This window comes from Accumulibacter sp., from assembly GCF_029255125.1.
GTDB lineage: Bacteria > Pseudomonadota > Gammaproteobacteria > Burkholderiales > Rhodocyclaceae > Accumulibacter.
This window is the reverse complement of the sequence record NZ_JAPUVR010000107.1, coordinates 26946-47764: the sequence shown is the minus strand read 5'-3', so window position 1 is coordinate 47764 and position 20819 is coordinate 26946. Positions and strand designations below refer to the sequence as shown.

Annotated in this window: 24 protein-coding genes; 17 read left to right on the top strand and 7 right to left on the bottom strand. The window is 63.7% G+C overall.

Features of this window, described 5'->3' with window-relative positions; genetic code table 11:
• Positions 1 to 268: 268 nt before the first annotated feature.
• From Q1L59_RS11345 to Q1L59_RS11335, 3 genes are all read right to left on the bottom strand, one after another.
• Positions 269 to 655, bottom strand: coding sequence for a type II toxin-antitoxin system VapC family toxin (locus Q1L59_RS11345; RefSeq protein ID WP_300332266.1), 387 nt, complete (start codon positions 653 to 655; stop codon positions 269 to 271).
• Positions 652 to 885, bottom strand: a complete 234-nt coding sequence (locus tag Q1L59_RS11340) for a type II toxin-antitoxin system prevent-host-death family antitoxin (RefSeq protein WP_300332264.1) — start codon at positions 883 to 885, stop codon at positions 652 to 654. The genes Q1L59_RS11345 and Q1L59_RS11340 overlap by 4 nt, the downstream gene beginning before the upstream one ends.
• A 121-nt stretch (positions 886 to 1006) precedes the next feature.
• A complete protein-coding gene (locus Q1L59_RS11335; RefSeq protein ID WP_300332262.1) occupies positions 1007 to 1288 on the bottom strand; it encodes a type II toxin-antitoxin system YoeB family toxin in 282 nt (93 codons plus the stop codon).
• 386 nt (positions 1289 to 1674) lie between these two features.
• On the opposite strand from Q1L59_RS11335, the gene Q1L59_RS11330 reads away from it, so the two are divergent.
• From Q1L59_RS11330 to Q1L59_RS11295, 8 genes are all read left to right on the top strand, one after another.
• Positions 1675 to 2856, top strand: coding sequence for a hydrogenase small subunit (locus Q1L59_RS11330; RefSeq protein ID WP_300332260.1), 1182 nt, complete (start codon positions 1675 to 1677; stop codon positions 2854 to 2856).
• The gene (hybA, locus tag Q1L59_RS11325) at positions 2843 to 3877 is read left to right on the top strand and encodes a hydrogenase 2 operon protein HybA (RefSeq protein ID WP_300332258.1); all 1035 of its coding nucleotides are present in this window, start codon (positions 2843 to 2845) and stop codon (positions 3875 to 3877) included. The genes Q1L59_RS11330 and hybA overlap by 14 nt, the downstream gene beginning before the upstream one ends.
• Complete coding sequence (gene hybB, locus Q1L59_RS11320) at positions 3874 to 5043, top strand: Ni/Fe-hydrogenase cytochrome b subunit (protein ID WP_300332256.1); 1170 nt, start codon at positions 3874 to 3876, stop codon at positions 5041 to 5043. Before hybA ends, hybB begins: the two co-directional genes overlap by 4 nt.
• A 21-nt stretch (positions 5044 to 5064) precedes the next feature.
• Positions 5065 to 6768 carry a nickel-dependent hydrogenase large subunit gene (locus Q1L59_RS11315; protein WP_300332254.1) on the top strand — a complete coding sequence of 568 codons (1704 nt, stop codon included), beginning with the start codon at positions 5065 to 5067 and terminating at the stop codon, positions 6766 to 6768.
• Positions 6769 to 6848: 80 nt separating this feature from the next.
• Positions 6849 to 7343, top strand: a complete 495-nt coding sequence (locus tag Q1L59_RS11310) for a HyaD/HybD family hydrogenase maturation endopeptidase (protein ID WP_300332252.1) — start codon at positions 6849 to 6851, stop codon at positions 7341 to 7343.
• 1 nt (position 7344) lies between these two features.
• Positions 7345 to 7656 (top strand): HypC/HybG/HupF family hydrogenase formation chaperone, encoded by a 312-nt coding sequence (locus Q1L59_RS11305; protein WP_300332250.1) that lies wholly within the window; start codon positions 7345 to 7347, stop codon positions 7654 to 7656.
• Positions 7653 to 8279 (top strand): [NiFe]-hydrogenase assembly chaperone HybE, encoded by a 627-nt coding sequence (hybE, locus tag Q1L59_RS11300; RefSeq protein WP_300332249.1) that lies wholly within the window; start codon positions 7653 to 7655, stop codon positions 8277 to 8279. The genes Q1L59_RS11305 and hybE overlap by 4 nt, the downstream gene beginning before the upstream one ends.
• Before the next feature lie 96 nt (positions 8280 to 8375).
• Positions 8376 to 9242: an alpha/beta hydrolase gene (locus Q1L59_RS11295; protein WP_300332247.1), complete on the top strand. Its 867-nt coding sequence runs from the start codon at positions 8376 to 8378 to the stop codon at positions 9240 to 9242.
• Here the strand turns inward: Q1L59_RS11295 and msrA are convergent.
• Positions 9181 to 9735 carry a peptide-methionine (S)-S-oxide reductase MsrA gene (gene msrA / locus Q1L59_RS11290; RefSeq protein WP_300332246.1) on the bottom strand — a complete coding sequence of 185 codons (555 nt, stop codon included), beginning with the start codon at positions 9733 to 9735 and terminating at the stop codon, positions 9181 to 9183. The genes Q1L59_RS11295 and msrA overlap by 62 nt on opposite strands.
• 172 nt (positions 9736 to 9907) lie before the next feature.
• Here msrA and rarD point away from each other — a divergent pair, with 172 nt between their 5' ends.
• The gene (gene rarD / locus Q1L59_RS11285; RefSeq protein ID WP_300332244.1) at positions 9908 to 10837 is read left to right on the top strand and encodes an EamA family transporter RarD; all 930 of its coding nucleotides are present in this window, start codon (positions 9908 to 9910) and stop codon (positions 10835 to 10837) included.
• A 15-nt stretch (positions 10838 to 10852) separates the two neighbouring features.
• Here rarD and Q1L59_RS11280 read toward each other — a convergent pair whose 3' ends face one another.
• Both Q1L59_RS11280 and Q1L59_RS11275 read right to left on the bottom strand, forming a co-directional pair.
• The gene (locus Q1L59_RS11280) at positions 10853 to 11260 is read right to left on the bottom strand and encodes a hypothetical protein (RefSeq protein WP_300332243.1); all 408 of its coding nucleotides are present in this window, start codon (positions 11258 to 11260) and stop codon (positions 10853 to 10855) included.
• Positions 11261 to 11466: 206 nt separating this feature from the next.
• Entirely contained in the window at positions 11467 to 12609 is a 1143-nt protein-coding gene (locus tag Q1L59_RS11275) for a porin (RefSeq protein ID WP_300332241.1), read from the bottom strand.
• Positions 12610 to 12971: 362 nt separating this feature from the next.
• Here Q1L59_RS11275 and Q1L59_RS11270 point away from each other — a divergent pair, with 362 nt between their 5' ends.
• The 8 genes from Q1L59_RS11270 to bioD all read left to right on the top strand — a co-directional run bounded on the left by Q1L59_RS11270 (position 12972) and on the right by bioD (position 19992).
• Positions 12972 to 13346, top strand: coding sequence for a DUF2934 domain-containing protein (locus Q1L59_RS11270; RefSeq protein WP_300332240.1), 375 nt, complete (start codon positions 12972 to 12974; stop codon positions 13344 to 13346).
• A gap of 45 nt (positions 13347 to 13391) precedes the next feature.
• Positions 13392 to 13865 (top strand): carbohydrate-binding protein, encoded by a 474-nt coding sequence (locus Q1L59_RS11265; protein WP_300332238.1) that lies wholly within the window; start codon positions 13392 to 13394, stop codon positions 13863 to 13865.
• Between the two features lie 232 nt (positions 13866 to 14097).
• Positions 14098 to 15273, top strand: a complete 1176-nt coding sequence (locus Q1L59_RS11260) for a DUF2863 family protein (RefSeq protein ID WP_300332236.1) — start codon at positions 14098 to 14100, stop codon at positions 15271 to 15273.
• A 17-nt stretch (positions 15274 to 15290) separates the two neighbouring features.
• Entirely contained in the window at positions 15291 to 16625 is a 1335-nt protein-coding gene (gene bioA / locus Q1L59_RS11255) for an adenosylmethionine--8-amino-7-oxononanoate transaminase (protein WP_300332234.1), read from the top strand.
• A complete protein-coding gene (gene bioF, locus Q1L59_RS11250) occupies positions 16622 to 17782 on the top strand; it encodes an 8-amino-7-oxononanoate synthase (protein WP_300332232.1) in 1161 nt (386 codons plus the stop codon). Before bioA ends, bioF begins: the two co-directional genes overlap by 4 nt.
• Complete coding sequence (locus tag Q1L59_RS11245) at positions 17773 to 18537, top strand: alpha/beta fold hydrolase (RefSeq protein WP_300332231.1); 765 nt, start codon at positions 17773 to 17775, stop codon at positions 18535 to 18537. The genes bioF and Q1L59_RS11245 overlap by 10 nt, the downstream gene beginning before the upstream one ends.
• On the top strand, positions 18500 to 19288 hold the full coding sequence (gene bioC, locus Q1L59_RS11240) for a malonyl-ACP O-methyltransferase BioC (protein WP_300332229.1): 789 nt from the start codon (positions 18500 to 18502) through the stop codon (positions 19286 to 19288). The genes Q1L59_RS11245 and bioC overlap by 38 nt, the downstream gene beginning before the upstream one ends.
• Positions 19285 to 19992: a dethiobiotin synthase gene (gene bioD / locus Q1L59_RS11235; RefSeq protein ID WP_300332227.1), complete on the top strand. Its 708-nt coding sequence runs from the start codon at positions 19285 to 19287 to the stop codon at positions 19990 to 19992. Before bioC ends, bioD begins: the two co-directional genes overlap by 4 nt.
• Before the next feature lie 72 nt (positions 19993 to 20064).
• On the opposite strand, the gene Q1L59_RS11230 is transcribed toward bioD, so the two are convergent.
• The gene (locus Q1L59_RS11230) at positions 20065 to 20547 is read right to left on the bottom strand and encodes a DUF456 family protein (protein ID WP_300332226.1); all 483 of its coding nucleotides are present in this window, start codon (positions 20545 to 20547) and stop codon (positions 20065 to 20067) included.
• Positions 20548 to 20819: the final 272 nt, after the last annotated feature.

Genomic DNA, 20819 nt, shown 5'->3' with positions numbered 1-20819 from the left:
GCTGCGCCATCAACTCCCGATAGCGAACCTCTTCGCTCTTCTCGATAGGGCGCACACGCAACGCGTCAAGTTCCGCTGCCATCTACCCTTTATACAGACTTCTTCATCCGATGTCCATAGGCTGCCCCTAAGCAACAGATTCTTCAGCTATTAGCCCGAAGGACAATTTCACCCTGTCGCCGCAGCGGTCTGCTACGCCTTGAGGGATAAACTGCGAAGAGATCAGGGCTGGCTTAAGCGGCGCTCTGGCAGCCAGCCCTTGGCTGCGTTACCAGACGACCCGCGTGCCAAACAAACCGAAAACCGGATCGCGCGTGACCAGGCTGGCGGATTCCAGTTCGGCTTGGGCGGCCAGTACCCGGTCGAAAGGATCCCGGTGCTCCAGCCGATAAGCCCCTGCGCGCAGAGCGTGCAAGTAGCTCACCGGCAAGTGCGTAAAGCCGTCGGCCTCCACCAGTTCATGGAAGCGCTCGGCTGCCGCACCGGCCCCCGCCAGCTTGCCGAGGCGGAACTTGGTGGCGATTTCCCAGGCACTGGCCGCGCTGACCAGAACCAGATTGCCTTCGTTCTGGATGCAGGACCGGGCGCGGGAGGAAAGCTGCGGGTCGTCGGTCCACCACCAGAGCAAGGCGTGGGTGTCGAGCAGCAGCTTCATCGGCCTTCCCAGGCCGCCAGTTCGCTTTCCGGCAGGGGCTCGAAGAATTCCGGCCCGACCTGTCCATCGAGGCGGCCGGGCCGCCGCCCGCCTGCCTGCTGCGCCAGCGGCACCATCCGCGCATAAGGCTGGCCGGCCTTGGCGAGGATGATCTCCTGCCCCGCATGGGCCTGCTCCAGCAGCCGGGAGAACTGAGTCTTCGCTTCGTGTACGTTGACGATCACTGCCATTGACCACCTCATATGGATTAACTTACTGGACTAAGGCTACAACGCTCGCGGCGGACGCGCAAGCCTTGCGTCGCGTCGACAGCCGCGGCGCGCGAGATTTCGCGCCGCGGCGCAAAGCCGCTCAATCGTGATAGCGTCCTTGCAGAAATTCGATACGGCCGTGCGTGAGGGTATGGACGTAACGATCTTCCTGGGTCCGCCGGCGCCGCCCGACATCGCTGCCGAGGTCCTTCAAGAACTCGGGCTTGCCGATGCCCGTGTAGAGGTCGCGGAGCGCCGACTCGACGAATCCGAGCATGCGCGAGGCGAGATTGGGCACGCGCTCGCCCGCCCAGGTGAGGAAGGGAGCATTCGCCACGACCTGCCGCAGGCAGCGTGTACCCCGTGCTCGCGCACGAGACATGACGACCTCCCGGATTCGATCCCGAAGGTCAATAGGAAACTCCTCGCCGCACAGGCGCATGCGCCAAGCTTGGCCTGGGCGCTGACGGCCAACGGAGTTGATTGTGCCGGAGCTTCAGCACTGCCAGGAGACTGCGCTGCAACGCAAGCCAGAGCAGCCGACGAGGTGCCGACTGGAAACAAGGTTTCCATTTTGTCGCACAATCGCTAAGCAATCTATTCCTGCGACTTTCATGGTCTCGTCATAGCACGCTCTTTTATTGACGTTTTCCGCTCTGGCACGCTTCTTGTGTGCGCAGAGGTCACGACAAGGAGCGCGCCCTGTCGTCGAGCCGAAACGGCAACGTCCCGACCGACGGTCGAGCGCATCAGGAGGGGGAGGGAAGGATGGCAAACACAAGCCTGCTGAAACTGCAGGGAAGCCGGGTCGTTACGGCAGCAAGCGAGCGGCTCGGGCTGTCGCGGCGCGAGTTCCTCCAGTTCTGTACCGGCATGGCGGCGAGCCTTGGCTTGCCGCAGGGCGCCGATGCTGCTGTGGCCGAAGCGATTGCGACGCAGAAGCGACCCTCGGTGATCTGGCTGCATTTCCAGGAATGCACGGGCTGCACGGAGTCGATGTTGCGCGCCGAGCACCCGACGCTGGAGCGGCTGATCCTCGACGTGATCTCGCTCGATTACCACGAAACGCTGTTTGCTGCCGCCGGGCATCAGGTCGAGCAGGCGCGCAAGACGGCAATGAGCGAGAACAAGGGGCGCTACGTGCTGGTGGTCGAAGGCGCTATTCCGACGCGGGATGGGGGAATCTACTGCAAGGTGGGCGGGCGCACGGCAGTCGAACTGACCAAGGAATGCGCCGCCGATGCCGCTGCAGTCATCGCCATCGGCTCGTGCGCCAGTTGGGGCGGCATGCCGTCGACCGACCCCAATCCGACCGGCGCCGCCGGCGTCGCTGCCGTGCTCGGCAAGCCGGTGGTGACAATCCCCGGCTGCCCGCCGAACCCCTACAACTTCCTGTCGACGGTCGTCCACTTCCTGACTTTCGGCAGCCTGCCGCCGGTCGATGAGCTGGGTCGGCCGAAATTCGCCTACTCGCGCCTGGTGCATGAGAACTGCGAGCGGCGTGCGCACTTCGACGCCGGACGTTTTGCCATGGAGTTCGGCGACGAAGGTCATCGCAAGGGCTACTGTCTGTACAAACTCGGTTGCAAGGGGCCGGAAACCTACGCCAATTGTCCGACGATCCTGTTCGGCGACGCCGGCGCGGGAACCTGGCCGGTAGGCTGCGGCCACCCCTGCATCGGCTGCACCGAGCAGGGAATCGGCTTCAGCAAGCCGATTCACATGCTGGCCAAGGTGAAGAACGCCGAGCCGCCGCAGCAGTATCCGCGCATCGTCGAAGAGAAGGGAAGCGGCGCAACGCTGGCTTCGGCCGCCATTCTGGCCGCGGTTGCCGGCGCTGCCGCCGGCGGTACAGCCATGGTGGCGCGCAATCTCGGCCTCTCGCACAAGCTGGAGGAGGCAGAACGCGCAGCCGCCAGCAAGACGGAGCTTGGCAATGGACAACGATAGATCTGCCTCAACCGCGCCCGTCGGCAACCGGCGCGAGTTCATCCGTGGTTGCCTGGCAGCCGGCGGGGCGGCACTCGCCGCTGCGACGACGAGCCGCCCGGCAGCCGCCCGCGAAACCTACCAGCGTCCGCCGGAAGCGCTCGGTCTGCTCTACGACGCGACGCTATGCATCGGCTGCAAGGCCTGCGTCGCCGCCTGCAAACGCGCCAACGACAACCCGCCTGAGTTTTCGACCGTCGACAAGCTGTGGGATACGCCGCTCGACACCAGCGGCTACACCTTCAACATCATCAAGATGTACCGCCACGGAACGATGCAGACGAAGGACGCCGAAGAAAACGGCTACGCCTTCATGAAGACCTCGTGCATGCACTGTGCCGATCCGTCGTGCGTCTCGGCGTGCCCGGTAACGGCGATGACCAAGGATCCGACGACGGGTATCGTCGCTTATGACGCCGACGCCTGCGTCGGCTGCCGCTATTGCGTGGTCGCCTGTCCGTTCGGCATCCCGAAGTACCAGTACGACTCGCCGACCGGCAAGATCGGCAAGTGCGAATTGTGCCGCCATCGCTACCAGAACGGCCACTATTCGGCCTGCGCCGAAGTCTGTCCGACGGGCGCCACGCTTTACGGGCGAACCAGCGACCTGTTGGCCGAAGCCAAGCGCCGCCTGGCGCTCAAGCCGGGCAGCCTGACCATTTACCCACGCGGCAACCTGAATGGCGGCCCTGATCAAAGCTATGAGGGCTACGTTGGAAACTACAAGCAGCACGTCTACGGCGAAACCGAGTATGGCGGAACACAGGTCCTCAAGCTCTCGGCGGTCGATTTCGAGAAGGTCGGCATGCCGTACCTCTCACCCAAGTCATCGGCGTCGACCTCGGAGACCATTCAGCACACGCTTTACGGCGGACTGCTGATGCCTTTCGCCGTCCTCGGCGCGATGACTTACGTCGCCAAGCGCAACGTCAGTCGCGCCGGTGAGGCGCCGCCCGAAGCGCCGGGAGGAGAAGGCCGATGAGTACGCTACACCCTGCGCCGCCGGCACCCGTCGGTGGCAGCCTGTTTGGCGCCACGACGCTGATCTGCGGTGTCCTGATGACGGTCATGGCGGCGATCATCGTCGTTCGCATGTTTTTCGGCCTCGCCTCGGTGACCAACCTGAACGACGGCTATTCGTGGGGTTTGTGGGTCGTCGGTGATGTCTTCATCGGCTCGGCACTTGCCTGCGGCGGTTTCTCGGTCGCCCTGCTGGTCTATATCTTCAACCAGGGACAGTATCATCCGCTCGTCCGGCCGGCGCTGCTCGGCAGCCTCTTCGGCTATACGCTCGCCGGCGCCGCGATCACCGTCGATCTCGGCCGCTGGTGGAACTTCTGGCACATCTTCTGGCCCGCGTATTTCAACGTCAACTCGGTGATGTTCGAAGTCGCCGCGTGCATCACACTGTACATCATCGTCATGTGGATCGAGTTCTCGCCGGTGTTCCTCGAGAAGCTCGGCATGCGCGAAGCGCGCCAGAAACTGAACAAGGTGCTCTTCGTCTTCATCGCGCTTGGCATCGTTCTGCCGATGATGCATCAGGCGTCGCTGGGTACGATGCTGGTCGTCATGGGCGGACAGGTCAACCCGCTCTGGCAGACACCGCTGCAGCCGCTGATCTATCTCCTCTCGGCGATCATCCTCGGCTACGGCGTCGTCCTCTTCGAGTCGTGCGTCGCCGCCTCAGCCTATCGCCGGCAGATCGAGTTGCACCTGCTGAACCCGATGGCGCGAGTCATGCTGGGCACGATGGCCTTCTACCTGCTCGTCCGTTTTGCCGACGTCATCTGGCGCGATGCCTTCGCGCTTGCTTTCCAGCCGAATTACGTTGCGCTCAGCTTCTGGGTCGAAAACGCCTGTTTCATCGCGCCTTTCTTGCTCATTGGCAGCGTCGAGGCGCGGCGCAATCCGGCGCGCCTGTTCCTTGCCGGTATCGCCGTCATGCTCAGCGGAATTCTGCTGCGCCTGAACGGCTTCCTGATCGCTTTCGATACAGGGCCTGGCTGGAGCTACTTCCCTTCGGTAGCCGAGTTGCTGGTCACCCTCGGGATCTTCGCCGCCGAGGTTTTCGGCTACATCTACATCACCCGCCGCTTCCCGGTGCTGCCGCGCGAACCCGTGCCAGCCCGCGCCGCGCAGGCCTGACGCGCTTTCCAGGAGACCAGCATGTCGCAAAGAGTGACGATTGATCCGGTAACCCGTATCGAAGGCCATTTGCGTGTTGACGTCGAAGTCGATGGTGGCAAGGTCAGGAAAGCCTGGGCTTCCGGTCAGATGTGGCGCGGCGTGGAAAACATACTGATTGGTCGTGATCCGCGCGACGCGTGGGCCATCACCCAGCGCATCTGCGGCGTATGCACGACGGTGCATGCGATCGCTTCCGTACGCGCGGTGGAGAACGCGCTGCAGCTCGAATTGCCGGTCAACGCGCAGTACATCCGCAACATGATCATCCTGGCGCATGCAGTGCATGACCACATCGTGCATTTCTACCACCTCTCGGCGCTCGATTGGGTGGACGTGACCAGCGCGCTGCGCGCCGACCCTGGCAAGGCAGCAAGCCTGGCCGAGAGCCTGTCGACCTGGTCGGGCAACAGCAAGGCAGAGTTCACCAAAGTCAAGGATCGGCTGAGCGGCTTCGTCGGTACCGGCCAGCTCGGCATCTTCACGAATGGCTACTGGGGCCATCCGGCGATGAAACTGCCGCCCGAGATCAACCTGATCGCCGCCGCGCACTACCTGCAAGCGCTCGAAGTGCAACGGCACGCGAACAAGATCGTCAGCATCCTGGGCTCGAAAACGCCGCACATCCAGAACGTCGCGGTCGGCGGGGTGGCCAATGCGCTGGCCGTCGACGCGCAGTCGGTGCTGTCGGTCGAACGCTTGTTGGCGGTCAAGACCTGGATCGACCAGTTGGCCGACTTCGTCAAGAACGTCTACCTGATCGACGTCGCGGTCGTCGGCGGCTCGTACCCGGAATGGACGGCGATCGGCCGCGGATTCGTCGATTACCTGTCGGTGCCCGACATCCCGCTCGACGGGAAGAACACTCGCTTCGCGCTACCCGGCGGACACATTGCCAACGGCGATCTGGCCAGCTTCAAGGAGATCAAGAGCCATGGCGACGCCTACTTTAGGGACGGGGTTGCTGAATCGGTGAAGCACTCGTGGTACCAGGGGGGCAAGGGTCCGCTGCATCCGCACCAGGGTGAAACGCGGCCGCAGTACACCGATTTTCAGGACGACGGCAAGTACTCCTGGCTGAAATCGCCTACCTTCTACGACAAGCCGATGCAGGTCGGCCCCTTGTCGCGCGTCCTGGCGATGGTCGCCGCGCAGCACCAGCCGACGATCGACTACGCTACGCACGCGCTCGACCTGGTGTCGACGGTCGCCAAGACCAAGGTCGGTCTGGAAGCGCTGCATTCGACGATCGGTCGCCACGCGGCGCGCGCCGTCGCCTGTAGCGTGGCCGTCGACCAACTGGCCACCCAATGGGACCTGTTGCTGGCGAACATGGCGAAGGGTGATCTGAAAACCTTCAACAAGCCGACTTTCCCGCGGGGAGAGATCGCCGGCTTCGGCGTACACGAAGCCCCGCGCGGCGTTCTCTCGCACTGGATCGTTATCGCCGACGGCAAGATCAAGAACTACCAGTGTGTCGTTCCGACGACCTGGAATGCCGCACCGCGCAACGAAAAGGACGAACCAGGTGCGTACGAGGCCTGCCTGGTGGGAACGCCGGTGGCCAATCCGGAACAACCGCTTGAAGTGCTGCGCACCGTGCACTCGTTCGACCCGTGCATCGCCTGCGCCGTGCATGTCGTCGACCAGGAAACGCAGCCGATTGTGAGGGTGGAGCCCACCTGATGCTAGCACTCAGACGCAAGCAGACAGCGGGCACCGCGCCATTTTCAGAGCCAGCACGACAGTGACCGAGGAGCCAGAGGGTGCGTATCGTCGTTCTCGGTGCCGGTAACATCCTCCTCGGTGACGAGGGGCTGGGCGTCCGCGCCATCGAGCGCCTGCCGCATGCCTATTGCCTCCCGGCGTGCATCGAATTGCTCGACGCCGGGACCTGCGGCATGGAAATGCTCGAAGAACTGGAGGATCTGGACGCCTTGATCGTCGTCGACGCGATCCGTGCCAGCCGAGAACCCGGCACGTTGATCCGTCTGGTGGGTGAGCAAGTGCCGGTGTTCTTCAGGACAAAACTCTCGCCCCACCAGATCGGCCTGTGCGATGTCCTGGCAACGCTGGAGTTGCTCGCGCGCGCTCCGCGCTACACCGCGATTCTCGGCTTGCAGCCACAGTCGCTGGCGCTCGGCATGGAGCTCACACCGATAATCGAGGCAGCGATGCCCGAACTCCTTCGTCTGATCGTCGCTGAACTCGGCGTGCTCGGCGTCCACCCAGCACCGCGCTGTGCGGCGCTGACGAGCTGAAATGTGTCTGTCCCTACCCATGCAAGTCGTCGCGCAAGCGGACGACAATGGTCATTTCGCCATCGTCGAGCGGCACGAGCACGGCACTCTCCGCCGCGAGCGAGCAAACATGATGCTCATCGGACCGCAAGCCGTCGGCACCTGGGTTCTGGTCGCGCTGGGTCTGGCGCGCGAAGTCGTCGCCGATGGCGAGCGCGCCCTGATCGAAGACGCACTCGCCGCACTCGCCGCAGAGCTCGCCGGCGACTACGATCCTGCCTTGCATTTCACTGACCTGACGAGCCGAGATCCGGCAAGGAGGAGGGAAACGTGAGCAGCGGCTTTCGCCAACCTGCAGTGCGCGACGAACTACCACCAGTGACCGGCATCATCGGCGAAGACCCAGCACCTCGCCTGACCACGATGTATCGTCGCATCTGGTTCGAGACGATGCACGAAATGCCTTTCGTCAACGCCGCGCTGTCGGTCGAGGCACTGGGTTTTCATCGCTGGCAGCCCGACGACTCGACAACGACAGGCCCGGCCGCTACACCGCCTGACGCGCGCAGCACGCCGGCAGCGCAGACTCCCGCTGGCGACTGGATCGGAGCCGTCATCACACCCTGGTTCATCAATCTTTTCGTCCTTCCTGGCGGCGGAACTCTGTGGTCCGATCGACCGCGCGGCGAACGCTGTTTGCTCGAATTCCCGATTGGACCGCTCGAATTCATCGCCGACCATGATCCTGCCGCAGAGATTCCGAAGTTCCAGTACTGTCCGCTCTTTGCCCCACCCAGCGAGTTCCCGTCGCAGACGGCAGCGCGCGCCGCGGCCCTGGCCGCCCTTGCGGCCATGTTTGCACCACCGCCAGGCGTGCGCCGCTCCGCAGCGGCGTCTTTGAGCAAGAAATCCGAATCGTCTCGGCGCGCCTTTTTCCGCCGGATCGCTCAGGGCTGAGCGTCCTACGGCGCCTTAGCAGCGTATCATAGGGGGTGTTCCTCCCTGCGCACCCGCGCTGCAATCCTCTCGCTGCCTTATCCGATGACGCACTTCGTGGCTGACGATGGAGAAAGGATCCACGTCAAAATTTCCGGTGACGGTCCGCCGATCGTCATGTTGCACGGCTGGACCGCCAGCCACCGCGAGTGGGCACCCTTCCTCGAACAACTGACATCCGACTATCGCGTTTATCGCTGGGATGCACGCGGTCATGGCGGCCATCGCCTGCTCTGCGACACCGTACCCACGGTGCAGCGAATGGCGCGCGACCTGCGCAACCTGTTCGATCACTACCAGCTCGACCAGGTGATTGCGGTTGGGCATTCTTTAGGCGCTCTGACCCTGTGGCAGTACATCATGGAGAACGGCTGCCGCAACCTGCGCAAAGTGTGCATCATCGACCAGTCGCCCAAGCTGCTCACCGACGACAGCTGGTTGAACGGAATATACGGCGATTTCGACCGCGAACGCTCGACAACCTTCCTCCGCCACCTGGCGAGCGATTTTGCCGAGTCCGTCCTTCGTCTGGGTGGTATGGGCCTCAACCAACGCGCTCGCGAAAAGTATCGCGACCATCCGCAGAGCCTGGACAAGGCGCGCAAATGGCTGCGCGAACAGGATCCGGCGCCGCTGATCGCCTGCTGGCAAAGCCTGACCGAAGCGGACTACCGCGCAACACTGGACCGCATCGACATTCCCGCCCTGCTGGTCTATGGTGGGGCGAGCAACTATTACCGCAGCGAAACGGCGCACTATGTCAAGAGCCGGATTGCCAACGCCGTGCTGCACGTTTACGAGGACACCGACCACTCGCCGCACCAATGGCAGCGCGAGCGCTTCATTCGCGATCTGCGCGACTTCATCGATTCGCCTTCAGGCGACCGGCAAACCGCTTGCGAAACTTTGCCAGCTTCGGACTGACGACGAATTGGCAATAGCCTTGGCCCGGGTTCTTCCGAAAGTAGCCTTGGTGGTACGATTCGGCCGGGAAGAAGCGTGGTGCGGGCAGCACCTGCGTGACCATCGGCGCTGGCCACAAACCCTGCCGGCTCAGCTCGACGATCACCTGGGCAGCGACTTCGCGCTGCTCGGGCGAATGATAGAAGATCACCGAGCGGTACTGCGTGCCCACGTCGTTGCCTTGCCGGTCAGGCGTCGTCGGATCATGAATCGCGAAGAAGACATCCAGGATCTGACGGTAGCTGCATTGCGCCGGGTCGAAGCTCAGTTGAACCACCTCGGCGTGCCCCGTCGTGCCCGAGCAGACGGCCGCGTAGGTCGGCTGGTCGACATCGCCACCGCAGTAGCCGGAAACCACGGATTCAACGCCGATCAGTTGTTCGAAGACAGCCTCGATGCACCAGAAACACCCTCCGCCGAGCGTCGCAATCTGAATCTGATTCTCCGAACACATGTCCGCTTCTCCTCGTCGTTGATGATTTCAAGCAGCTTCTCGCACTGCACCAGCGGCCAGAGCAGGACGCGCGCCAGAAGCGCAGCCCGCTCCGAGCAGCCTAGCCTACAACAAATCTTGCCAACTGCCACAGCTTCTTCCGACCGCCGGCAGTGGCTCGCGCCCTGAGCGAATGAGCGGCAATCCGCAGGTCGCCGGAGTCGGCTTCGGGCTGCTCGCCTACGGGATGTGGGGATTCTTTCCGCTCTTTTTTCGCCAGTTGTCGCACGTCCCGCCGCTTGACATCCTGAGCAATCGCGCCGTCTGGGCCTGCGCTTTCGTCGCTGTGCTGCTCACACTACGGCGCGATTGGCGCAAGATCCTGACCGTGTTCGGGACAAGACGACAGGTTCTGATGCTTGCTGTAGCAGCGCTCCTGATCGGCAGCAACTGGCTGGTATTTCTCTGGGCGGTAGCGAACCAGCAGGTCATCGCCTCCAGCCTTGGTTACTTCCTCACGCCGCTGGTCAACGTCGTGCTCGGTCTGCTCGTCCTGCGCGAGCGATTGACTCGCCTGAAGTGGATCTCGGTCGCTCTGGCACTAGCCGCAATCGCCAACGAGATCGTCTGGCTCGGCAGGCTGCCCTGGGTATCGCTGGTCCTCGCCGGAACCTTCGGCACGTACGGACTGGTGCGCAAACAACTGCCGGTCGATGTCGTCTCGGGCCTCTGGCTGGAAACGCTGGCCATGCTGCCATTCTGCGTCCTATATGCGCTTTGGCAAGCGGAACACGCCCATTTCGTCTTTACCGGGCACGATCTGACGACGATGTGTCTGCTGGTCGGCGCCGGGGCGCTGACCGCACTGCCCCTGCTATCCTTTTCCGCGGCGGCCCAGAGACTCGACCTGGTCACCCTCGGGATGTTGATGTATATCAATCCGACCCTGCAGTTCGTGATCGCGATCTGGGTCTTTGGCGAAGCGCTGCAGGCGGCCCGCCTGCTCAGCTTCGGGCTGATCTGGTGCGGTCTGCTGGTCTTCAGTTGGAGTGCGTGGCGCGAGTACCGCGCGGCTGGACGATCGGCCAAAGGCGACGACCAGCCTGTGGACGAGCGAGCGTGACGAACTGTTTGCCGCCTAGTCGTCGATCTCCTCGACGCTGACGTTGCCCTTACCCGAGCGTTTGATCCGGTACTTCGTCCCGTCCTTGCCGGTCCAGCGCGTTGCTGACGGTGGCACCTTGACCCCGTCGATGGTGACATTCCCGTTGACTACACTGATCCCGCTTGCCTCGCTGTCGTCGTCTTTGCTGGTGGTGACTCTGGTCCCCGGCGAATGCTTGATCGACGAAGAAGTCGTGCCGGGATTGACGTAGGCACCGTTCATCCTTGCCCCCGACGCCGCCTTGCCCGTATTGACGCTCACCCCATCGGCGCCCCCCGTATTCACATTGACGCCGCCTGCGCCACCTACCGAAACGGAAACCTGCGCCGCAACCGATGCGGCGGCGCACGCAAGCACGACAGCGACAAGCTTTGCTTTCATCCGAGAACACTCCTTTCATGGGCTGTGCCGACGTTTCAAGGTCGAAGCGTCGGCGCGGATGACCGTGCCATCCTCTCAAGCTTACAACGCACGAGACGCGGAGCGGAGGACCGCGTCAGCGAAACGCCTGCGACGCAAGGGCCAGGACTGGCCAAAGCAAAACGGGCGCCGAAGCGCCCGTCCCTGCTGCACCTGCCGAACCCTGATCAGAAGGAATGTCGGATACCAGTACCCAGCGTATAGTTGCTCTCGCCGACCGCGCCAATTCCTGCACCGCCATTGGCCACCTGGGTCTGAATCGCGATCGAATTGCGGTCGTTGTCGATGAAGGTGTAGGCGACATAAACAGCCGTCCGCTTGGACAGCGAATGGGTATACATCGCGCCCCAGCCGGTGCTCGCGCCATCCGGCGCGTTCTTCCGATCGATCGACAGTTTGCCGTAGCTCAAACCGATCACGCCCGACTTGAACACCGGCACGCTGATCCCGACGGTCCACAGCGTGTTGTCGTCAATGCCCAGGGTCGTGGCGTTCTTGTTATCCAGTGCCTGGTAGCTGGCGTAGGCCTTGACGAACTGGAAGTCCCAACTACCGCCGAGATACCATTCGTTGATGTCCTTGCCGAGTCCGGCCGGGTTCGGATAGCCAACGGTGACGTTTTGCCGGCTGTGATAGACGGCGTCGAGGTTGAGCGGACCGCGCGCATAGTTGACGCCCAGGCCAAGCAGGCCGTTGTCGCTGGTGCTCGTGTTGTTCAAGCCACCCACTGCATTTTCGCCGAAGCCGTAGATGGCCTTCAGCGTCAGGCCGGACAGGTTCGCGCTGGTGTAGGAGATTGAATTGTTATAGCGCGATGGGCTGTTTGGCGTGATCGTGTTGCCCGCATAGACGCTGAAGTTCGACTGGATGCTCATATCGGTCGCTTCCAGCGCATCGTTGTTCGCCGTCGCATCAAAGCCCGGAGCGTACTGCCGCCCCAAGGCTACCGTACCCAACTGGCTTTGCAGCCCAACAAACTGCTGCCGCGCGTTCAGCCCGCCGGTGCTCCCGACGCCCGCGTTCTTGTCCAACTCCAGGGCATACTCCAGCGTAAACACCGCCTTCAGCCCATTTCCGAGCGCCTCTTCGCCCTTGAAGCCGAGACGGTTGCCTGCCGTGACGCCACCACCGGCAAGCCCACTGAACTTGTTCGTACCGGGAATTCTGACGCCCAGACCGTTTCTGCCGGCATCACCTGCGCTATAAACATAGCCCACATCGGCAACGCCATAAACGGTGACGTTAGTTTGCGCGGCGGCAGTTCCCGAAGCGAGACCAGCAATGGTCAACGCGATGAGCTTCTTTTGCATGAGGACTTCTCCAATAGTTAGCAAACGGAAAGTCTAAAGACGGCCCGCCGCGGGCTGGCCAGAACGAACACCACCCGGGCGCTGGAAACAGATTCTGACAGACGCTCGGCTGACGAGCAAGGCTTCCCGCGCTCAACGCCCCGACAACGCACGATCTGTCTCATTTGCGTCACAAACGCTGACCAGCACATGCGCGCCAAACCATTGCTGGAGCGCAAACAGGACGCCCGCCAAGACGAATGTCCTTGACCACAAGGCTTGATTTTCCTATTCTGCTCAAATATCCGGCAGACGTTCAAGGCATCTTTCCAGGCGCCCAGCGAACGTCGACACGAACACCAGACAAACAGGAACAGCGCACGATGGAAGAGAAGACGACGAGCAGGAGAACATCGGCCAGAAAGGCTCCAGCGAGCGACAGCGTCGCCAGCCAGCCCACGCCGAGCAAGACCACCACCCGCAAGACCGCTGCCGTCGGGGCGGAAAGGAAAGCCCCGGCAAAAAAGGCTGCTCCAGTGCTGAGCGAGTCGGCCAGCCCGATCGTCGGCGAACCTCAAGCCGAGGCTGGCGCTGATGCGCCTGCGGCGAACATGCCGAGTCCGGAAGAGCGCTACCGGATGACCGAGTCGGCGGCCTACTTCATTGCCGAGAAAGACGGTTTCCGCAATTGTTCGACGCACTACTGGGCGCTGGCCGAACAGGAAGTCGCTCAACGGCTTGGCGAAGCCGCCAGCTGAATCGGCGGCGACGCAGCCCCCACTTGGCAGCGAGGCGAGACACAAATGCGCAAGCGATTTCTTTCCGCTCCGGCAGCGATCCTGCCGACCAGCGATGGCGGGTGGCTCGACCTCGAAGATGTGGCGGAAGCCGAGCTGAGTTCCGAAGATGTCTTCCACCCGATCGAAGCCGCGCTGGTGCCCGGCAGCACCGACGGTTGGCGCGCCGCCACACCCGGGCGGCAGACGATACGGCTGCTCTTCGCACCCGCCCGTAATCTGACGCGAATTCGCTTGCGCTTCGTCGAGCTCGCCAGCCGACGGACACAGGAGTACGTCCTGCGCTATTCGGCGGACCACGGCCAATCGTTCCGCGAGATCGTACGCCAGCAATGGAATTTCGACCCCAACGGCTCGACGTGTGAAAGGGAAGAGCATCAGGTTGAACTGCCCGGCACGGATACCCTCGAGTTGATTATCACGCCGGACATCGGCGATGACCGCGTGTTCGCATCCTTGGCCGAACTACGCGTCGCCTGAGGTAGGGGTAGTGCAAGCGCGGCAGGTCGAGCGACTGGCCGGCGAACGACTCGCAGCAGACGGGCGATAACGGCGTGTCCTGGTGCCAGGCGACCGTCGTCAGTCAGGCCGCCTCGCTCACGCCATCAGGATCGGACGAAGTTCAGGCCGCAACGGGACGCCATGTGCTGCGGCCCCCCGTATGGCTCCGCTTGGTACAATGTCCGATTGACCGTCTCACAGGCCTTCAACGATGAAACGCAACCGCTTCTCTTCCCGCAAGCGAATTTCGGCCGACGCAGCAGAGCTGAGCCGCCTCGCCATCGGCCTTGCCGAATCCGGCGGCAAGCTCGAGGACGACTTCTGGCAGAACCGCCTGGGCGAGCTCGTCTGCCGGTTATTTCGCGATGCTGCTGAGGATGACCTGACTGCCGCGCTGGACCGTCTGTTCGATACGCACCCGATGGCCCACGACGACCTGGCTGACGTCATAGAGGCGCACGCCGAGTCATGCACACTGATGGACCGTGGGCAGGAAACCGACATCCTGCTCTTTGCCGTGCCCATCCTGAGCTGGTCGCGCTTCTCGATTCCGACGGCAACCATACCCAGACAAGCGTTGCAGACAATCAAGGTTCAGCTTGGTGCCCACGTCCTCGCGGTGGGCGCCCGGCTGGCCCTTGCCGACTATCTGTACAGCCCGGATCAGTTGCCACACAGCTTTGTCGACACCTGGCAACTGATGCACAGGATCGGCGCCGCCGCACTCGCCGGCGAGGATTTCAGCGTAGAAGCATCGTCGATGCCGCAGACCAATCGTTTCCTCTCGGACACGCGCTACATCCTCGGTGCGCTGGCCGTACCGCGCGCGATGCCCCTGTTCCGCTGGAACGAGGCCGACAAGAGCACCCGAGAGGCGGCGCTGAAGGAATGGGTGCGGCAAGGCGGACCCTGCCTGGAGCCCTTGCTGACCGGCTGCGCGTACCAACCACTGCTCGCCGACGCTTATCATTCGGCTTGTCGAGCGGCGGACAGCGCCTCGCGGCCGTATTCGCTGCATGCTTCTGTCGCTTTTCTGCAGGCCACCCTGGGGCAGGCGCCGGAAACCCTGCGTGCGGTGGTCGGTGGCTTCCATGAACAAAGACTCGAGGAGTACCGGATCGGTTTTGGGCCGGTCGACGGCGACTCCATCTATCACGGAGTCGTCTGGCCACTGCTCAGCGTCGAAGATGACAACAACGATGTTCCCGGCGAGATCGAGGCGGCGCTGCGCAAGGCAGGCCTGACCGAAATCCTTGTTCTCGACCAGCAGTTCCCCTACGAGTTCTGTGACGACTGCGGCGCGCCGCTCTACCCGAATGTGGACGGCGATACGGTTCACGCCGAGATGCCGGAAGAGGCCAGTCTGCCGTCGCAAACCTTGCACTGATACACGGCGCGCCCCGGATGAGCAACAACGAGCTTCTGCTGCAGCGCAGCCTGGCCGCCGTCTGGCACCCGTGCACCCAGATGAAGCAGCACGCGCTGGACGGTCTGGCGCTGCCACTGGTCCCGATTGCCCGTGGCCAGGGGGTCTGGCTGATCGACTTCGAAGGCAGGCGTTACCTGGACGGTATCAGCTCCTGGTGGGTTAACCTGTTTGGCCACTGCAACCCGCAGATCAATGCCGCATTGCGCGCGCAGCTCGACGAGCTGGAGCATCTGATGCTCGCCGGCTTCACGCATCGCCCGGTGATCGAACTTTCCGAACGCCTGTCGGCGCTCACTGAGGGTAAGCTCGGCCATTGCTTCTACGCTTCGGATGGGGCGTCGGCGACCGAGATCGCACTCAAGATGTCGTTCCATTCGTGGCGCAACCGAGGCCGCGAGGCAAAGCAGGATTTCCTTTGCCTGGCCGGCGGCTACCACGGAGAAACCGTCGGAGCCCTGGCGGTAACCGATGTCGCCTTGTTCAAGGACGCCTACGCGCCGTTGCTGCGCTCGGCAGCGACTGTCGCCAGCCCCGACGCGCGCCTGGCCGAAAGCGGCGAGAGTGCGCGCGATGTCGCCCGGCGCGCCGCCGCTGACCTCGAGCTTCGCCTCGCCCGCGAACACGAGAAGATCGCTGCGTTGATCGTCGAGCCACTCGTCCAGTGCGCCAGCGGAATGGTCATGTACGACCCGGAATACCTGCGCCTGGCCCGCCAGCTCTGCGATCGCTACGAGGTGCACCTGATCTGCGACGAAATCGCTGTCGGTTGCGGTCGCACGGGGAGTTTTTTCGCTCACGAGCAAGCCGCGATCCGGCCCGATTTTGTCTGTTTGTCGAAGGGGATATCCGGCGGTTACCTGCCGCTCTCGGTCGTCCTGACGACCGACGACGTCTATCAGAGCTTCTACGACGACACGATCAGCCGTGGCTTCCTGCATTCGCACTCGTATACCGGCAACGCGCTCGCCTGCCGAGCTGCTCTGGCGACGCTCGATCTTTTTGCCGAACATGCGGTGATCGCCAACAACCGTGCGCTTGCCGAGCATCTCGGTACGCGCCTGAGCCCGCTCGCCGATCACCCGCGCGTGCGCTGCTTGCGCCAGCGCGGCATGATCGCGGCCTTCGATGTGCTGACCGACGATCCGGCTTTCGCGCTGCGCTTCTACCGCGCTGCGCTGGCGCGCGAGATCCTTCTGCGGCCGATCGGCAACACGGTCTACTTCATGCCGCCCTACGTGATCAGCCGCAGCGAATGCGATTTCCTTGTCGAACGGGCGATCGCTGCGCTTGAGGACGCGCTGATGCGATGATCTGGGAGGAACTCGAGCAAGAACTCGACCGCCTGCAGCGCGACGGCCTGCAGCGTCGGCGACGCACGCTCGAGGGGCCGTGTGGACCGCTCGCCAGAGTGGACGGCCGCACGCTGATCAGCTTCTGCAGCAATGACTATCTCGGGCTGAGCGCTCACCCGGCGCTGATCGAGGCAGCCTGCACCGGCGCGCGTGCCTGGGGCGTCGGCAGCGGTGCATCGCACCTGGTCAGCGGTCACCTGACGCCGCACGCGGAACTTGAAGCCAAGCTTGCCGACTTCGTCGGTTTTCCCCGAGCGCTGCTCTTCTCGACCGGTTACATGGCTAACCTGGGCATTGTTCCGGCTCTGCTTGGGCGCGCTGATGCGGTTTTCGCCGACCGTTTGAACCATGCGTCGCTGATCGATGCCGCACAACTCGCGCGCGCCGACCACCAGCGTTATCCGCACTGCGACTTGGCGGCACTGGAACGTTTGCTGGCGAACAGCCAGGCCAAACGCAAACTCATCCTGACCGATGCCGTGTTCAGCATGGATGGCGATCTGGCACCCCTGCCCGGCTTGCTTGCGCTCGCCGAACGCTATGATGCCTGGCTCGTCGTCGACGACGCGCACGGTTTCGGCGTGCTCGGTCCGCGCGGGCGCGGTAGCTTGGCGCATTTCGCTCTGCCTGCCGCGCGCCGCCTGCTCTACATGGGCACGCTCGGCAAGGCAGCAGGGGCTGCTGGCGCCTTCGTCGCCGGCGACGAGCGGGTCATCGCCTGGCTGATGCAGCGCGCCAGGACCTACATCTTCACCACCGCGGCCAGCCCGCTGATCGCGGTCGCACTGTCCGCCAGCCTCGATCTGATTGCTCGCGGCGACGCCCTGCGCCAGCACCTTTGGCGGCTGACGGCGCAATTGCGTGATGGTCTGGCCGGCACGCGCTGGCGCCTGCTGCCCTCGGCGAGCGCCATCCAGCCAGTCGTCGTCGGCGACAACCAGACTACCGTTGCGCTGGCCGATGCCCTCTACGAACGCGGCCTCTGGGTGCCGGCGATCCGCCCACCAACGGTACCGCCGGGGACGGCGCGCCTACGCATTTCGCTGAGCGCGGCACACAGCAGCGAACAAGTCGGCTTGCTGGTGGACAACCTGCGTGACTTGGCATGCGGCTGATTCGCGGGAGCGGCCCCGAGCTTGCACTGCTCCACGGCTGGGGAATTGGCGCCTACGTCTGGCAGCCACTGGTCGACCCACTGGCGCGCGGTTGCCGGGTGCACGTGCTCGACCTGCCGGGATACGGGTCGCAGCCCGACGACGGTAAGGACTTCGCACAAACTGCCCAGCGCCTGATCGAATCACTGCCCGCAGGGGTCACGCTCTGCGCCTGGTCGCTCGGGGCGTCGCTCGCGATACGCGCCGCCTTGTCATGCCCTGAGCGAGTCGCCGCCTTGATTCTGGTTGGCGGCACGCCGCGCTTCACGTGCGACGAGGACTGGCCGGCAGCGCAAAGCGCAGAACTGCTCGACCGCTTTGCGAGCCAGGTGCAAGATCAGCCCGAGCAGACGCTGCAGCGCTTTGCCGCGCTGATCAGCCAAGGAGAAGACGACCCCCGCCAGCTCACGCGAGCGCTCCTGCTTGCCCTGCGCGAGTCACCGACGCCCGCAGCGAGCACTCTGCGGCGGGGACTCGACTGGCTGCGCGAAGTCGATCTGCGCCAGAAAATGCGTGACCTGTGCCAGCCCTGTCTGCTGTTGCACGGAGCAAATGACCCGCTCAACCCGCTCGCCGCTGCACAGTGGCAGGAGCGCATGCTGCCACGCGCCCGCCTCGAGGTCTTCCCAGCGGCCGGGCACGCGCCCTTTCTCGCCAACGGCGAACGTTTCGTCCGTCATGTCGTCGATTTCTGCCAACGCGCAAGTGCCGCCTAAGCGGCGCGTGCGCGAATCCTTCGATCGCAGCGCCGCGTCCTACGATGCGGCCGCCGTCCTCCAGCGCCGCGTCTGCGAACGCCTGCTGGCCGGCTGCACGCCACGCTCTGCCCCCGCCAGTATCCTGGATGCCGGATGCGGCACGGGTTTTGGCGCCCGCCTTCTGCACAAGCGCTGGCCGGCTGCGGCAATCGTCGGGGTCGACTTCGCCCCGAGGATGCTGAGCATTGCCCGCCACGAGGCCGCCGTTTGTGTCGCTGCCGACATCGAGGCACTGCCTTTCGCGGATCAGCGCTTCGCCCTCTGGTGGTCAAGTCTGACCGTGCAGTGGTGCGACCTGCGGCTTGCGCTTGCCGAAGCGCGACGCGTCCTGCAGCCTGGCGGCGAAGTGGCGTTGAGCACACTCGGCCCGGAAACGTTTCGCGAATTGCGCGAGGCCTTTGTCGGCGTCGACAGCTATCGGCATACACTCGGCTTCAGCGAGCCGCAAGCCGTCGGCGAGGCCTTGGTGCAGGCTGGCTTTTCGGCGATCAGGGTGGAGCGAGAAGCAGTTCAGCTGCACTATGGCGACTTGCGCTCGCTGCTGCGGGCAGTCAAGGAGATCGGAGCCAATTCGGTGGGTGACGACGGACGGCGCGGCATGCTCGGACGAAAGGCGTGGCAGCAGGTGCAGTCAGCCTACGAACGGCATCGCACGGTCGCCGGCTTGCCCGCGCGTTATGACGTAATTCTGGCCTACGCACGCACATGAACAGCCAAGCCGCCTGGTTCATCACCGGTACCGATACGGAAATCGGCAAGACATTCGTTGCCTGTGCGCTGTTGCACGCCCTGCGCCAACAAGGGCTGACGGCGATCGCCATGAAGCCGGTGGCAGCGGGTTGCGACGCGCAAGGGCGCAACGACGATGTCGAGCGGCTGCTCGCCGCTTCGTCATTCCACCCGGCGCGCGAACTGGTCAACCCCTACGCCTTACGCGCCGCCATTGCGCCGCACATTGCGGCACGCGAAGAAGGGCAGGCGATTGACATCCAACGGATCGGCGCCTGTTTCGCCAAGCTGCGGACAATGGCCGACGCAATCGTCGTCGAAGGTGTCGGCGGCTTCTGCGTGCCGCTCGATGAATCGACCGATACCACCGACCTGGCGGCGGTGCTCGGCTTGCCGCTGATCCTGGTCGTCGGCATGCGGCTTGGGTGCATCAACCATGCCCTATTGACGGCCCAGGCCATTAACGCTCGCGGCCTGACGCTGGCGGGCTGGGTGGCAAACCGGATCGACCCGGCGATGTCGCGTTTCGACGAGAACCTGACGACCTTGCGCAACAGGCTGGACGCGCCGCTGATCGGCGTCGTCGAACACGCAGTGACCAGCCTGGATGCGGCACGCCGGCTTCAGCTCCCGGTTCAGGCGGCTTCGCCTGCCTGGGCTGGACCTCCGGCTGGCCAGCGCTAAGCGCGACGCGCTACAGCCAGCCGTGCTCCAGGCATCGGCTGCCGCCCGAATCCTCTGAACGGAGGCCGGACGCTAGACGAACCACGCGAAGGCAAACACGGCCGCCATAGCCACGGCAAACGCCACCTTGCCGACAGCGGCGACGATGAAGCCGATTCCAGCGGCTGCTCCGGCGCGCACAGCGCGGCCTTCGTCACGGCGCGCCAAGTACTCGCCACAGATCGCGCCGACCACCGGGCCGAGGATGAGCCCGGGCAAACCAGCGAAAATTCCGATCGCCGCACCGATTCCTGCACCGGCGATGGCCAGCCCACTGGCCCCGACGCGTTTGACGCCCCAGACCGAGGCGAGCAATTCGAACAACCACGCAGCCAGCGCGACCAAGGCGAGAACCAGCACGGTGAACGACGAGATGCGCGTGAAATCATCAAGCCACGCGGCCAGCAACATTCCCCCAAAAAGAAGCGGAATACCCGGCACCAGCGGCAGGAAGACGCCCAGCAGACCGCAAATCATCGCCGCCCAGGCGAGAACCCACCAAACATCACTCATCATCTTCCCGCACTATGCGAGGCTGGATTGCCGACGTAACAGATTAACAAACTGCTCAGACGCGATCAACTCGGCGAATTCAACCGGAGTTCGGCGAACCGCCAAAATACCGGGCGGATCGAGTCTCCCGGTTGCCGCGCGCCGAGGGTAGCGCTCTCGCTGGCCCAAGAAGCCACGCCCGGTGGCTCGTCGGCGAACCGCCGTACCACCTGCCTTGCGCTCAAACAACCTAATGTAAAGCGTGACGCACGTCACTTGCCTTCGACCGAATTAGG